The organism is Hydrogenophaga palleronii (genome assembly GCF_031457455.1).
Lineage (GTDB): Bacteria > Pseudomonadota > Gammaproteobacteria > Burkholderiales > Burkholderiaceae_C > Hydrogenophaga > Hydrogenophaga palleronii_A.
Genome location: NZ_JAVDWU010000004.1, coordinates 520,047 through 534,763, shown reverse-complemented (window position 1 = coordinate 534,763; position 14,717 = coordinate 520,047). Strand labels below are relative to the sequence as shown.

Annotated in this window: 8 protein-coding genes and 1 tRNA gene; 7 read left to right on the top strand and 2 right to left on the bottom strand. The window is 61.2% G+C overall.

Going from position 1 to position 14,717, the window contains the following annotated elements; genetic code table 11:
• Window positions 1–183: 183 nt before the first annotated feature.
• The 3 genes from J2W49_RS12640 to J2W49_RS12630 all read left to right on the top strand — a co-directional run bounded on the left by J2W49_RS12640 (window position 184) and on the right by J2W49_RS12630 (window position 2,966).
• Window positions 184–852 carry a site-2 protease family protein gene (locus J2W49_RS12640; RefSeq protein WP_310316285.1) on the top strand — a complete coding sequence of 223 codons (669 nt, stop codon included), beginning with the start codon at window positions 184–186 and terminating at the stop codon, window positions 850–852.
• A gap of 40 nt (window positions 853–892) precedes the next feature.
• Entirely contained in the window at window positions 893–2,188 is a 1,296-nt protein-coding gene (locus J2W49_RS12635; RefSeq protein ID WP_310316282.1) for a tryptophan--tRNA ligase, read from the top strand.
• A 184-nt stretch (window positions 2,189–2,372) separates the two neighbouring features.
• Window positions 2,373–2,966, top strand: coding sequence for a LuxR C-terminal-related transcriptional regulator (locus tag J2W49_RS12630; RefSeq protein ID WP_310316280.1), 594 nt, complete (start codon window positions 2,373–2,375; stop codon window positions 2,964–2,966).
• A 73-nt stretch (window positions 2,967–3,039) separates the two neighbouring features.
• Here the strand turns inward: J2W49_RS12630 and J2W49_RS12625 are convergent, their stop codons facing one another.
• The gene (locus J2W49_RS12625) at window positions 3,040–4,449 is read right to left on the bottom strand and encodes a sensor histidine kinase (RefSeq protein WP_310316276.1); all 1,410 of its coding nucleotides are present in this window, start codon (window positions 4,447–4,449) and stop codon (window positions 3,040–3,042) included.
• 103 nt (window positions 4,450–4,552) lie between these two features.
• Between J2W49_RS12625 and J2W49_RS12620 the strand changes: the two genes are divergently transcribed.
• Window positions 4,553–4,644 (top strand) — tRNA-Ser (locus tag J2W49_RS12620).
• Window positions 4,645–4,950: 306 nt separating this feature from the next.
• Window positions 4,951–5,319 (top strand): SOS response-associated peptidase family protein, encoded by a 369-nt coding sequence (locus tag J2W49_RS12615; RefSeq protein ID WP_310316274.1) that lies wholly within the window; start codon window positions 4,951–4,953, stop codon window positions 5,317–5,319.
• Here the strand turns inward: J2W49_RS12615 and J2W49_RS12610 are convergent.
• On the bottom strand, window positions 5,254–9,738 hold the full coding sequence (locus tag J2W49_RS12610) for a tetratricopeptide repeat protein (protein WP_310316272.1): 4,485 nt from the start codon (window positions 9,736–9,738) through the stop codon (window positions 5,254–5,256). The genes J2W49_RS12615 and J2W49_RS12610 overlap by 66 nt on opposite strands.
• A gap of 688 nt (window positions 9,739–10,426) precedes the next feature.
• On the opposite strand from J2W49_RS12610, the gene J2W49_RS12605 reads away from it, so the two are divergent.
• Together J2W49_RS12605 and J2W49_RS12600 are read left to right on the top strand one after the other, a co-directional pair.
• A complete protein-coding gene (locus tag J2W49_RS12605) occupies window positions 10,427–11,740 on the top strand; it encodes a DUF4236 domain-containing protein (RefSeq protein WP_310316270.1) in 1,314 nt (437 codons plus the stop codon).
• A gap of 701 nt (window positions 11,741–12,441) precedes the next feature.
• A complete protein-coding gene (locus J2W49_RS12600) occupies window positions 12,442–14,709 on the top strand; it encodes a C1 family peptidase (protein WP_310316267.1) in 2,268 nt (755 codons plus the stop codon).
• The last annotated feature ends 8 nt before the right edge of the window (window positions 14,710–14,717 follow it).

Genomic DNA, 14,717 nt, shown 5'->3' with positions numbered 1-14,717 from the left:
AGGCCAGACACCCAGTCTGGCCGTCGTCGTGCGCCTAGATTGGCGCTGTTTTCAACCCATTCGCACTTGGAAAAATAGTGTGAACAGGCCCTAGAGCCCGGGCAAACACATCCCCGCCCCAAAACGCGCCCATTCTGATCCGGTCGTTCCGTCTGGGACAATAGCCGTTTGCCCACGCCCGCCATGGACCTTGCACTGATCATCCAGACCATCGCCATCTACGCCATTCCGGTGCTGTTTGCCATCACCGTGCACGAGGCGGCCCATGGCTATGCGGCACGCCATTTTGGCGACAACACGGCACACATGATGGGGCGCATCACGCTCAACCCCATGAAGCACATCGACCCGGTGGGCACCATCGCGATGCCGCTGATGCTGTACTTCGCCACCTCCGGCGCCTTCCTGTTCGGCTACGCCAAGCCCGTGCCAGTCAATTTTGGCAACCTGCGCCGTCCCAAGCGCGACATGATCTGGGTCGCGCTGGCAGGCCCGGGTGCCAACCTTGTGCAGGCCATCGGCTGGACGGTGCTGCTCTACCTGCTGGTAGCGACCGGTGTGGAAGAGGTGTTCTTCCTGAAGATGTGCCAAGCCGGTGTGCTGGTCAATCTTGTGATGTTTGCCTTCAACCTGTTTCCACTGCCACCCCTCGACGGCGGGCGCATTCTGGTCGGATTGCTTCCCTGGAAGCAGGCCGAACTGGTCTCTCGAGTCGAACCCTGGGGCTTCTTCATCGTGCTGGCGCTCGTGATCACCGGCGTTGTCGGCAACTTGTGGCTGCGCCCCCTGATGGTGCTCACCCACAGTGCCATCGAGGTGTTGCTGACGCCTCTGCGCCTGCTGATCCTGTGAGGCCGTCTTTCCCAGCTTCGATTCAGACAAACACAGCTCCATGAAAACCCTGCGCGTTCTCACCGGCATCACCACTTCTGGCACGCCCCACCTGGGCAACTACGTGGGCGCCATTCGCCCCACCGTGCGCGCCAGCCGCCTTGCGGAGGTTGAAAGCTTCTACTTCCTGGCCGACTACCACGCCCTCATCAAGGTGGGCGAACCGGCCCGTGTGCAGCGATCCACGCTGGAGATTGCAGCCACCTGGCTGGCTTGCGGGCTCGATCCCGAGAAGGTAACCTTCTACCGCCAGTCAGACATCCCTGAGATCCCCGAGCTGACCTGGCTGCTCACTTGCGTGACCGGCAAGGGGGTGCTCAACCGGGCGCATGCCTACAAGGCTTCGGTGGACAAGAACACCGCTGCGGGCGATGACCCGGACGCTGGCGTGACCGCCGGCCTGTTCATGTACCCGGTGCTGATGGCGGCGGACATCCTGATGTTCAACGCTCACCAGGTGCCCGTGGGACGCGACCAGATCCAGCACATTGAAATGGCGCGCGATATGGCGTCGAGTTTCAACCATCTGTATGGCGAGCACTTCACCCTGCCGGAGGCCGCCATTGAAGAGCATGTGGCCACCTTGCCAGGCCTGGATGGCCGCAAGATGAGCAAGAGCTACGACAACACCATTCCGCTGTTCGCCCCCAAGGACCAGTTACGCAAGCTCATCATGGGCATCCTCACCGACTCGCGCGCACCCGGTGAGCCCAAATCCACCGAAGGTTCAGCGGTGTTCCAGCTGTATCAGGCCTTTGCCACCGCTGAAGAAACCGCGGCACTGGCCCGGGCCTACGCAGACGGCATTGCCTGGGGCGAAGCCAAGCAGCTCGTGGCAGACCGACTGGAGCGCGAGATCGCTCCCTTGCGCGAGGTGTACGACGCCCTGATCCAGAATCCGGCCCAGATCGAACAGACGCTGTTGCAAGGGGCCGAAAAGGCCCGCGCCATTGCCACGCCCTTTACCCGCCGCCTGCGCCATGCGGTGGGCCTGCGCCCCTTGCAGTCTGCCCCCGTGGCTGCCGCCAAGCCCAAGAGCGCCAAGGCCGCTGCGCCCAGTTTCAAGCAGTACCGCGCCGACGATGGCCTGTTCTGCTTCAAGCTGATCGACGCCAATGGCGAGTTGCTGCTGGAAAGTCTGGGATTCGCTTCCCCCAAAGAGGCCGCACAACTCATTACACAATTGCAGCAAACAGGTGTCCCGGCGCTGGAAGCCAACCTGCCCCAACTCAAGTTGCTTGGCACCATGGCGGATGTACAACGGGCACTGGCTCATTTCAATCCTTTGGTCGCCTGAACGGGCAAGGCCTTGTTTTGCGTGAAAATGGAGCCAGCTGCTGGTTGCAAGACCCGAGCGGCAACCCCGGCCCAACCAAAAAGTACAAACAAGGTCTGCATTTCCTGCCCACACACTATCGCCAAATGCCTCCTTTGCCGATATGCTCTCGCTCTGAAACCCTTTATCAACAGCATCGCCTGCCATGAGTATTTTTGTCATTGATGATCACCCGCTGATGCGTGAGGCAGTGGTCATGCTGTTGCGGCGCCTGCGTTCGTCCACCCAGGTCGTGGAGCTTGAGCGCCTGGCATCGGTCAACCGCGCGATTGCCGAGCACGGAGAACCCGAGCTCGTGTGTCTGGATCTCAAGCTGCCCGACACCAACGGCGTGTCCGGCGTTCGTGAAGTCAGGCAGATGCTGCCCGACACTTCCCTGATCGTGCTCTCCGCGTCTCCCGCATCGGACTACGAAGACCTGGCCCGTGAAGCCGGTGCCGACGCCTACGTCGAAAAGTCCGCCGGCGCTGCCCAGATCGCCAAAGTGCTGCGCGAGTTTCTCGCCGACGAAATCGAGGACGAAAACGCACCGACGATTCCCGAAAAGCTGTCCAAGCGCCAGAAGCAGTTGCTGGTCATGCTGGATCGCGGTCTTTCCAACCGGGACATCGCCGAGCAGCTCCAGATCAGCGAACACACCGTCAAGGTGCACCTGTGGCGGCTTTTCCGTCGCCTCAACGTGAAAAGCCGGTCGCAAGCCAGCCACCTGGCCCGCACCGCCGGTCTGCTGGATCTCTAAACACGCTTGCGCGCCCCGGCACCGCCGGGCTCACCTCTCGTCAGGGCACCATCCAACGGTGCCCTGATTTGTTTCAGGCCGCCAGAACCTGAGGCGTTTCGGTCTGGGTGAAGGCCGGCAACATCACGCGGAACACGCTGCCCTTGTTGGCCGTGGACGACAGGGCCAGCTGGTAGCCCATCAACGTGGTCAGCTTGGACACGATGGTCAGCCCCAGGCCCAGGCTGTCTTCCGTGCCCTGGTGCTGGGATACCCGGAAGAACTCCTGGAAGATCGCCTGCTGGTGTTCCCTGGCGATGCCCACACCGGTGTCCCAGACCTCGAACACCAGCATGTCGGTGCGGTGCCTGAGCCCGAGCAGCACGCCGCCCTGGTGCGTGTGCCGCAAGGCATTCGACACCAGGTTGCCCAGAATGCGCCGCAGCACCACCGGGTCGGCCCAGATGGTCGTGGCCCTGGCGTGGGTGCGCAGACTCAGCGACTTGCCCGCTGCCACCGGTTCAAACTGGAGCGCAACATCGGCCAGCAGCGCCCGGACATCCACATGCTGAAGCTTGACCTTGTAGTTGCCGGCGTCGATGCGGGTCAGGTCAAACAGGGAGTCAAACAACTCATTGATCGCCCGGGTGGACTGCAGGATGCGCGGCGCGATGTCGCGCGCCATCTCCGGCTCGGTGGCCAGCCAGTCGGCATACAGGCTCAGCGCATGCACCGGCTGGCGCAGGTCGTGCGCGGCAGACGCCAGAAACCGGTTCTTGGTGGCCACGGCCCGGAGCGAGGCCCGGGTTTGCTGGGTGAGCGAGTCGATCAGCTCCTGGTTTGAAAACTGCAACTCGAAACTGGAACGGTGAATCTGGTGAAGGCGAAGGCCCGCCGAGCGCAGCAGCCACCAAAAAATCAGCAACAGTGCCACCAGCGAAAGCATCAGGTTGAGCTCCGCCATGCTGACCAGGCCCATGGCCAGCGGCAGCAAGATGCCCACCAGGGTCGAACCAAGCAGTGCACTGGTGTACCCCTTGAAGACCTTGAGGTAGGCGCTGAAAGAGGTGAGCGACATCAGACCGTGGCCCAACACCACCAGCCCACACACGAACAGGGTCGATATGCTCATGTTCATGGAGGTCAACCAGACGGAAACTCCCCAGCACAGACCCGAGACCGGCCAGGTCCAGCCGTAGCGCCGCATGAACTCCACCCGTGAAGGGCCCTCCATGTTGTCGTACTGCAGCCGGTAGATGCCGACCATTCGGTAGCGGTAGGCCAGCACCAGGAACATCACCAGCACCCATCCCCCCAGCACCAGACTGTTGACCTCGCCAGCCATCAGGTAAACCATGACCGGCAACACCAGCAGGCCTGAGATCAGCGACGGCGTGACGTTGTCCATCAAGACGCCAATGAGCTGGGCATCGACCCATTGGTCTCGCACTTCCTGGGAAGCGGGCAAATGCTGGTGCGTGGCGGGCTGGGTATCGACGAGCATGGAGGTGCGTTGATCTGGCGACCCGGCATTGTCGCACCCGTCTCCCGACACGCCATGAATGAAACGCGACTTTTGCGTGCTGCTAGAATCGCTGGTTCGACACGGAGAGATGGCAGAGTGGTCGAATGCACCGGATTCGAAATCCGGCGTACAGGTTCTCCTGTACCGAGGGTTCGAATCCCTCTCTCTCCGCCAAGATACTGGCCCCGGCGCTATATTTTATGTAGCTTCCGGGGCTTTCTGTTTTTGGCCGGTTTGGCGATGTAACGGCGGATGTAAGACCGTTTACCTGTTCGCTCGCATCAAAGGACCAGCAGTCTTCTGCAAATTCTTAGCGATTCAAGGTTTCAAACTTCAGGCTAGGCGTTCATCGGGGTCATTGCCCCCCGCGAGCCTTGAGGGTTTGGCCAGGGGCCCCCTCTATCTGCAGTAAATTGCAAGTATTTAGATCGCGGGTTCAGACCTCCAGAGCACTGCAGATCGCGGCGCTATGCTTACGTCATGTGCAACCTCTACGGATCCACCAAGCTCGAAGGCGTTCGGAAGCACTGGCAACCCTCGGTCGCTGATCACCTGATGTGGGACGGTGGTGTCGTGGCACCGCGCAAGCCCGGGCCCTTCATCCGGCGCGCTCGTGACGATGCAGGCTACTCGCGCGAACTGGTCGTCGGTCGCTGGGGCTTGATCCCTTGGTTCTCCAAGACGGCCGACATCAAGTTTTCAGCGAACAACGCCCGGTCTGAGGTGTTGGCGAGCAAAGCCAGCTTCAAACACCCGTGGGCACGTGGCCAGCGGTGCATCTCGTCACCTAAACGGATTGTTTGCGGCATCGGACGCAGACGTTGGACCTGCGTGGTCATTTGGCTTTGATGCACCCCCCGCCGCCGCCTGCAAGCCGACGTCGTTTGCCTTGCCATTCGGCCGTTCGGCCACATAGGCAATCCAGGGTGGCTCGCTGCACATGAGGACTTGAACGTCCCCCAGCTCCCTTGCGTGGGGCTTCTGCGCCCCCTTACGCCCCTCCTGGACGGCTGAACGCAGGAGCTGTTCGCCGGCGACGGCACCTTCGTCCATTGGGATGGCTCTCAGAACTGCCTCCCACAGCCTCCGCTCAAGGTCTTTTGGCGCGTCCTTGTGCCGAAATAGGCCTTCTGCGACAAGCTGAAGAATTCGGCAAACAGCTCCAAAGTGACACGGCCCCCCGTCGGCCAGCCGCTGCAGGAACTCCACCGATACCCGAAAGGCAGAGTTGAACTCCGTCTCTGGCAGCGCAAGGTGCCTCGTAAATCGAGACATGCCGAACTTGAGCCACTCGGTCCCCTGGTATGCCATGAAGGCGAGGTCTTCGGATGCTATCGAGATGAACGTTCTGTTAGCAAACAACTGCCGAATCGTAGCCAGTGAGTACGACATTGGAGAAAGCTTGCCAAGGTCTCGCGCGTACATGAGCAGGGCTTGCGGCCACACCCCCGGGATGCCCAGGTGGGCAGCCAAGAAGCGCAATCGTGCATCCTGTGAAATCAATGTCGCTCCGTGCTCCGCCGCCGCGAGAACTACCGAAAACTCCTCTGTTGATATGGCGCGTTCGAGCTGGCGGTGGGTACTGGATATCGAGTCAGTTCCGTAGGCAGCAACAACATGGCAGTGCTTTCGCATGGCCTCGACAACAGCCTGGAGGAAGCGTATCTCTCGCTGGCGCTGCTCGACAGTCACCTCAACAAACCCCAGCTTTCCATCCTGCTCAAACGCCGTGCCCTCCGTTCTCTCCGTCTGTGCTTCGGCGAGCTTCGCTTCCAAAGCATCTCGCGTATGCGATGTTATGAGGAGAGTTGGCACCACTGTCAGAACATTGAGGCACTCCAGAGTCCCGAGCTCTACGAGAGTCACGGCATCAATGAGGTATGGGCCTGCGCTCGACTTGAGGCCTTCAATGACTTGCGCTCGTTCATTCGGATTGCCTCCGCTAACCTGAATGGCCGGTCCATCCGGGCGCCAACCGCGCACGACATCAAGCACATCCCTCCCGAGCAACTTGGCGAGTCCTCCCAAAGTGATTGGGGAGGACGCGTACATATCAAGGGTCCTCGTGGCGTGGTCGCTGAACTGCCTGAGCTGACGAGTGAGTCCACCGAAATCAGGCTCGCCAGTCTTCTCGTTGTGAACCATCACCATCCGCACAACCGTTGATGGCACCAGAGGTGCGTTGAGCGCAAGCTGGGAGAGTTCGAGCAAGCGGCGATACGCCGAACAGATGCGCCGAACAGTCAGAACTCGTGGCTCGCCCTGGGGGTCAGGCACGGCAAGTTCTGCGCCTATGACGAGGCCCGCGACAACGGAGGCTTCCCTCGACGCGGCACTCAAGAACTCCGGTGTGGACGGGAGCTCGGGAAGGTCGGCCGGGTCAAGCGTGAAGACTTGGTCCCTGCCTTCCTTGTCCGTGACGGTCACCGAGGCGCCCGGCAATACGCTAGGCAGCTCTTCCTCCATGAGCGGTAGCTCGTCAGTAACTGCCAGCAGTGCCACGACGTGGGCCGCTGCGACCTCTGTGCTGTCCAGCCGCTTTCGGCGCATAACATAGAGCCGACGCAGCGCTCGTTCCTTGTACCCGTGTCGCAGCTCCAGCGTGGCAAGCTGAGTCACCTCTTGAGTGCTTCCGGACAGTTCCAATGGCGCGTCTTTAAGCACCGCACTGACCTTCTCAGCAGAAGTGCGCGCGGCCACCATCACTCTCAGCAGCCAACTTCGTACTTCGCCCGGAGCTTGGTCGAACTCGGCGGGAACCAGTTTGGCCAGTAGGCTCCAGTCGCCTGCAAGCTGTCCGAGCTCCATGGCCATGTGCCGAGTGTCGGCGTGCGACTCCCAGCCCGCCGGGAACGTGTCAATGAGCTCCTTCGCCTTTGCGCGTCGTCCGGACCGGAGGTAGCAGAACAACAGGTCAGCATGAAGCTGGCTGTGCTTGCCTAGAGGTGCAATTTGCTCAAATACCGTAGCGGCTTGCGCATACTCGCGAGCGAACAGCAGGCATTGCGCCACCAAGTACCGGTCACCAGATTCGGTGCTCTTTGGTAGCAGCTCCGTCGCACGTTGGATACGCTCCACCGCCTCGTCAGGGAAGCCAGCATTTCGCAAGACTTGCGCTCCTGCCACTAGCTCGGGTACCGAGTGGGCTATGGCCCAATCAACGGTGCGCACGGCCTTGAGCGCCGCTTGCACATCGGACTTGGCCAGTACGGTCCACCGCATCCCGGTGATGTTCCGAACCAAGGCGGGTTGCTCGGGTTCAAGCCGTTTCGCCGCGTCAAGCGCGCTGTCCACTGCGTCAAGGTCGTCGGCCTCGCCCGCTAGCTGAGCAAATGTCGCAAGCGCCTCTTTCGGCATGACGTCAATCTGGGGCTTGCCGATGGCGATGGCGCCGCCGCGGTCGCCAGCCGCTGCCAAGCCCTCAAATTCGACTCGCAGGAAGGCCGGCGAAGATACTCCATGGGCGCGTGCTTCTTGCAGCACTGCCAATGCAACAGCCGGCTGTCCGAGGAGCAGGTGAGCCATCGCAAGGTTCGCAGCAGCGGCGGCAACCGTTCCGGGGCTCTGAACGTGCCACAACCGCTCTTCTCGCGGTGAGAACTCGCTGGTACACCGCTCAAGCGCCGACCTCTCATCGGTACCAAACACGCGGAACGCTGCCGAAACGCCGTCGCCAGCGGCGCGGTCCAGGCACAAGGACAAGGCGGTGTCACGTGTGAAGAAGCTCGGAGTAGCCGCATCAAGAGCTTGAAGTGCAGCCTGCGCAGCTCCGGCCTTGTCGCCGTGCCGATGGCGGCTCCACGCGAGCATCTGCAAGGCGTCCGCCTCATGTCTCAGCGTCGAAGGAATGTCCTCAAGGGTGAGCTTCTCATTGAGATTCAATCGCGCATTTGCCGTCACTTGCCACACCGCCAGTGACTCGGGGAAGGTCTTCAGGGCCTCAGCGCCCGCTGCGGCAGCCGCGGCTGCTTCGCCCTGCAACAGCAGACCTCGAACACCTGCAGCGGCAAACTTGTCCTCGTCCTTGTAGAGTTCCGCGGCTCGAATGAAGTCGACCGCAGCCGCTTTGCCGCCCTCGAGGTGCCATTTGCACGTTCCTCGCAGCAGGTGCCATCGGGCCTCCTGATGCGCATCGAACTGGTCACGGGACTCACCCACTCTAACCAAGTCCTCAAGCGCGTCGCGGTAGCGAAGCTCTTTGATGCGCGCGTGAACCCCGTCCAGTTGTCCCGAAATCAGCTTGTTGACGGAGTCTTCACGGGCAGCCGGCAGTTGGTCCTGAACAGCCGACTGAAGGCTGCCCTCCTTGAGGGACTCCACCAGCCCGGAGAGGCGTGCGAGCTCAACAGCCACGGCTTCCGAAGCCGGAGCCCGGCTGGACGCCTGCTTTGCCAACGGAACGACTGCGAAGGGTGACGCAAGAAAGTTGCGCGCACCGGCGAACAGGCCGTTGAGGCGCCTACCGAGGACAACATCCAAGTTGTCAAAGGTGACGGTGCCAGCGACTCCGTTCGCAGTCACGCATGCGGTCACCAACGCCGACCAGATTTCCTGAGAGTTGGCTACCTCACCTACCAGCGCTGCCGCGTGCCGTATCGAGTTCAGGTGAACGACGTGTTCAGCAGTCCCGTCTTGATCAAGGTCATGCGGCAGGCAATTCAGGTGCTTGACGAATTCAAAGAGCTCATGGTCATCAATCGTTCGGTCTGCGTAGGTCTCGGCGATCTTTCTGACAGCTGCTAGCGCGGTCCGATTCGCCGGATTGCTGAAGTCGTCAGCCGCGACCTTCTTGAGAAACTCCGCCGGCGTTGCCGAGTACCGAGCCCAGGTGCAGACCGTGGCGGCGCCCTTCATTGCTGCGGCGCTCGCGGTGTCGTAGATGAGGAATATGGAGTCCCGGCCGCGGACAAACTCGTCGGAGTTGCAGTCTGTCCAAGCCGCCCCTACGGACTCGGCAAATGCCTTGTCTTTCTCGCGCGCGGTCAGCGTGCGCTTCATCTGCAGCAACGCACGAGTCCGCTGACCGTCGCCCATTTCAATGAGGCAAACCAAGTCATCCGTGTGGTGCCCGTGGATTCGTGCCTGGAACCTGAGTTCGACAATGCGCCCGTCCTGCGCACCTGGAACGAGCGAGCCTAGGCACATTGCAAGCAGGCGAGACGCCTGCACTCGATTCTCAAAGGACGTGCCGCCTCCCCCGGTGGAGGCCGGGTTCGATAGCCTCTTCGCTTTCGGCTTATCGGTGCCTTTGCCCTTGCGAGACGTCATTGATGTGCGGTACTACCCGGGTGTTCTCAGTTACTTCATGTTCGCTCGATTCTGCCAGTCCACCTTGCAGTGCTGCGCCCGCGAAGAGTCATTGTTGTGTGACCAGTTTGCAGTGACTTGGCGCACGACAGCAACCTGGCCGTCAGCGCAAGGAGGCCACGGCACTCAAAAGGATGACCAAGCGACCAGATCACTTCGAGATCAAAGCGGCTAGCGTCGCCGAAGTCCGACGACAACAATGCCTCGAATAGCCGCCACTCAGGCAAGTGCACGACACCGCGCTGAACAGCTGCTTGGTGGCATTCAGCATGAGCACGCCTTGCAGCACCGACCGCCCGCTACCGCTGCACTACCCACCTTAACTTGTGACGACAATGCGCCGCATAAGGACTGGACCACCCGCTCATTTTGTGCGAGAAGCCGGGTCGCGCGATTCGGGCGTGAGATGCAGACCTCCCGTCTGGTGCTCCCCAATGCCTTTGTGATGTATTTCCATTGCCCCCGGCGTCCTGACTGCTGGCCTAGAATGAGAAAAATACAATCTGAAACACAACGAGACGGGGTGGGGAAACTGATTGCTGCTGCATTGGTCCTGTTGCTGGCCGGCTGCGCCGTTCCCCACGCTCCTCAATCAGGAGCAATCGCCCGCCGATCGTCTGCTGTACGCCGACGCCGGAGCGAGAGGCCCGTGAAGCCCGTCGAAGTCTATGGCGAGATGCTGCTCCCACCGCCCCCCATGGGATCACCGGTCGGAACTGCGCAGCAAGCGAGCAAACAAGTAGTTCAAGGAGGAGAAATGGCAACTCGGTTTCGCAAGTCATTCAAGCTTGCACCTGGGGTCAAGATGAACCTCAGCGGTGGTGGAATCAGTTGGACACTTGGTCCGCGCGGTGCTTCGATTGGCATTGGCAAAAGAGGCACTTTTCTTAACGCTGGCATTCCCGGAAGTGGGCTCTCCACTCGTTTCGCACTTTCAGGAAACGGGTCGAGTGCCTCGCGGCCTGCCACACGGTCCGTGGGGCGAGCTTCTCCAGCGATCAAAACGGTAAACGTCTCCCTGACCGTTGGGGTTGGCGACGACGGCGTGGTCACCTTCCAGGATGAGAACGGAAGCCCAGCGTCAGACGCGTTGGTCGCTGCGGCCAAGAAACAGCAGGGGCCAGCGATCATGGCTCAAATCCAAGCCAAGTGCGACGAGATCAATGGCCAGGTTGCCGGCCTGGGGCAACTCCACTTGGATACCCCGCTCCCCACCCAGAAGCCCCAGTACGTAGCCGCATCATTTGACATTGAGCGCCCAAAGCGCGCCGCACCCAAGGTGCCAGGCTTCATAGATCAGCTTTTCAAGAGCCGACGAAAGAAGATCGAAGCCGAGAATGTGGCCGCCGAAGCAAGGTACCAAGTGGCGTGCGAACAGTGGGATGCTGACAAACAACTGTTCGAGTCCGCAGAGCACCGAAAAGAGAAACTTGTGCGCCAAGCCGTGGCGGGTGATCCGCAAGTGATGGAGGAATTCTTCGGCGAAGCTCTGATGGACATTGTGTGGCCGCGGGAGACCCTTGTGTCGTTCGAGGTCCGGGGCAACGGAAAAGGGCTGGCCTTTGACGTCGATCTTCCAGAGTTTGAGGACATGCCTACCAAGACCGCAAGCGTGCCGCAGCGGGGTTATCGCCTCTCAGTAAAGGAGATGGGACAGACGGCCGTGCAGCGTCTGTACGCCGAGCACGTTCATTCCATCGCATTTCGGCTCATCGGCGAGGCGTTCGGTTTGCTCCCTACAGTGCAAGAGGTTTCACTGTCGGGCTATTCGCAGCGCGTCGACAAGAGGACTGGGCACGTTGTTGACCAGTACCTGCTATCCGTCGTCGTGTCGCGTGCTCCGTGGCAAGAAACCAATTTCCGGGCTCTGAAAGAGCTTGATGTCGTCGAGGCCCTGGGGCGCTTCCAGCTCAGGCGGGAAATGAGTCGATCCTTTTTGTTCAAGCCCGTTGAGCCGTTCTGAACATGAGAGCCACCGGCCGCATCTGGACAAAGCCTTGAAGAGCTCTTGGCCTCATTTGACCTCTTCTTTTATGACAGTGCGGCCTCGGCAAATCGCCTTCGGGTTGCATTGGAGCTGCTGATGAAGTAGCTCGGCATGTTCGCTTTGGCGACGGGCAAGTCCGCCCCGAACTTGGACGGAGCGATCAAGAATTTCTCCACCAAGAGCGCCGTGTTGGGCGCTCAGCTTATGTCCTTAAAGTAGCTGGGCAATCTGCTAGCCACGTAGGCTCGGCCAGTCGGTCAGATATCTTGGACGCATTCGAGATCTTGGAGCAAGTGCTGGCGGAGATTTTAGAGCGCCGATCAGAGCGCGTCGCCGAACTGGCCAATGAACTGACCGCTCGGCACGGGAGCAAGAAAGCTAGCTAGAAATTAGCTTCGCGGTGGCGTTTCGCTGCCTCGGTGATTTTGGGATTGATCCTGCTGAAGAACGCGACGCTTTTCTCCGTGTTTCCGGGGAGCGGCTACGTTGTGCTGGCAGCCTTGCACAAGGAGCTGCAGAGTCCAGAGCAGCGCTCAGCCCGAGGGGTCGGCAACGATTCACCCGTTCTTCGCCACTCTCCTCACTGTGGGGGTTGGAGCAGCGCCACGGAAGGCGTAAAAAAGTGCCTGAAATGCTGCTGTCCATCCTGGGCTTGGCGTTTCTTCAAGGGGTAAAGCATGGCAACCCGATCGAAACCGGCACCGGCTGCGTTGGCGATGAAGCATGGTGCAAAACGCGTCAAGCAGATGGTGCCCGCCGCGAGCGCCAATGCATCGACAGCTGCACCGAAGAAGACAAAGCCAAAACCCAGGACAAAGCCCAAGTCCAACGAGCCGATCGACCTGACCTCGCGGCTTTTCGATGCCCGGCCGGACCGTCTCGACTTCCGCGATCTGGGCTATGAACCGCCGCTGCGCTCACTGGACACCCACTATCCCGCGCAGGCCTTTCTTGCAGAGGCCGTGCCCGCCTACGTGCAGGCGGGTCTGGTGCTCGACCAGGGACAGGAGGGCGCCTGCACCGGCTTCGGACTCGCGACCGTGGTCAATTACCTGCTCTGGATCCGACGGTATGGCCAGGATGGTGGCGACGCCGTGGTCAAGGTCAGCCCGCACATGCTGTACGAGCTGGCCCGGCGCTACGACGAATGGGAGGGGGAGGCCTACGAAGGGTCTTCGTGCCGTGGGGCGCTCAAGGGATTTCACAAGCACGGTGTCTGCCAGATGCACTATTGGCGCACAGACCACCATGGCGCGCGTGGCCAGCTCGAATGGGAGCTGGACGCGCTGAAACACCCGCTCGGGGTTTACTACCGGGTGAACAAAAAGTCGGTGGTCGAGATGCAGGCGGCAATCAACGAAATCGGCGCCATCTATGTGTCGGCCCGAGTTCACGACGGCTGGGACAAAGTGGCGCGACTGGCTCGCCCGCCCGAATCCCACGACGAAGCAGCACTGCCGAGCATTCCGGCGGCCAGCCGGAACTCGCCCTGGGGTGGCCACGCTTTTGCGCTGGTGGGGTACAACGACCGTGGCTTTGTGGTGCAGAACTCCTGGGGCACCCGCTGGGGTGCTGGGGGGTTTGCGGTGCTGCCCTACGCAGACTGGGTGGTACACGGCACCGACGCCTGGGCGGTTGCACTGGGGGTGCCTCAAAAACAGGCCATGTCACCCGAACGCATTGCTGCCTTGCGCTGGCCCACCCGCAGTGGGCGTTCGATCGGCTTTGCCGTGCGCAGCACCGTGAACGAAGACAACCCGGTCGATGACTCCTGGCCCATCGACAAGCCGTTTCTTCACAAGCAGTACCAGCCCTGGCCCACCGCCAAAGCCTATGAACACACGCTCGTGACAGGCAACAACGGCCACGTGGTCGTCACCGATCTGGCCGCCGGCATTGACGGCAGCGAAGCCGCCTTCGTGCAGGCGCAGGTCAACCGCGCACTGAACCACTTTCAATCGCAGGGCAGCGCGCGCATGGTGATCTATGCTCACGGCGGCCTCAACAGCCAGGGCGAATCGATCGAGCGCATTCGCCTGCTGGCGCCCTACTTTGAAGCCAACGGCATCTACCCGCTGTTTCTGACCTGGCGCACCGGCCCGCTGGAAACCTTGAAGCACATGCTGGAAGACAAGTTGCGCAAGCTGTTTGGTCTGGACGACGACGCGCGCGCCCGGGGCCTGTTCGACCTGCTGGCAGACGCACGCGACCGCAGCGTGGAAGTGGTGGCCAACAAGGCGTTCAAGGGATTGTGGTCAGAAATGCGCGAGAACGCCCAATTGGCAGCCCGGCGGGGACGCGGCAGCGCCCTGCTGGCCGAGGCCCTCGCACGCCTGCAGGTGCAACTGGGCCATCGCCCGCTTCAGTTGCACCTGGTCGGGCACTCGGCCGGCTCCATCGTGCTCGGTCACTTGCTGGACCGGCTGGCAGCGAGCCAGGTGAAGGTGTCTGGCTGTGCGCTCTACGCGCCGGCGTGCACGGTGGCGTTTGCCATCGAAAAATACCTCGACAAAAACACCAGCGTCTTCGACCCGGGGCAGCTCCATCTGCACTACCTGACCGACAAGCAGGAAAAGGACGACGACCTCCTCAAGCTGGGACCCGTCACGCTCTACGGCAAGTCGCTGCTGTACTTGGTCAGCCGGGCCCTGGACGATGTGCGCAAAGTGCCGCTGCTGGGCATGGAGCGCGCGCACGATCCGCAGCACTTCACGGAAGATCAGTGGGACAAGAGCCACCTTCGCCACCTGCAGGACTGGCTCAGCCGCTTTCCCCGCGCCAACCTGCACCCGGTGCCGATGCCCTACGTACCGGTCAACCGCGAAGGCAAGACAGCGCAGGCCACGCACGGCTCGTTCGACAACAACATCGACGTGGTCACCCAGACCATTGAGCGGGTGAATGGCAATGCACTGGTCAGCCCGATTGAATGGCTGGACTATTAAGACGAGGC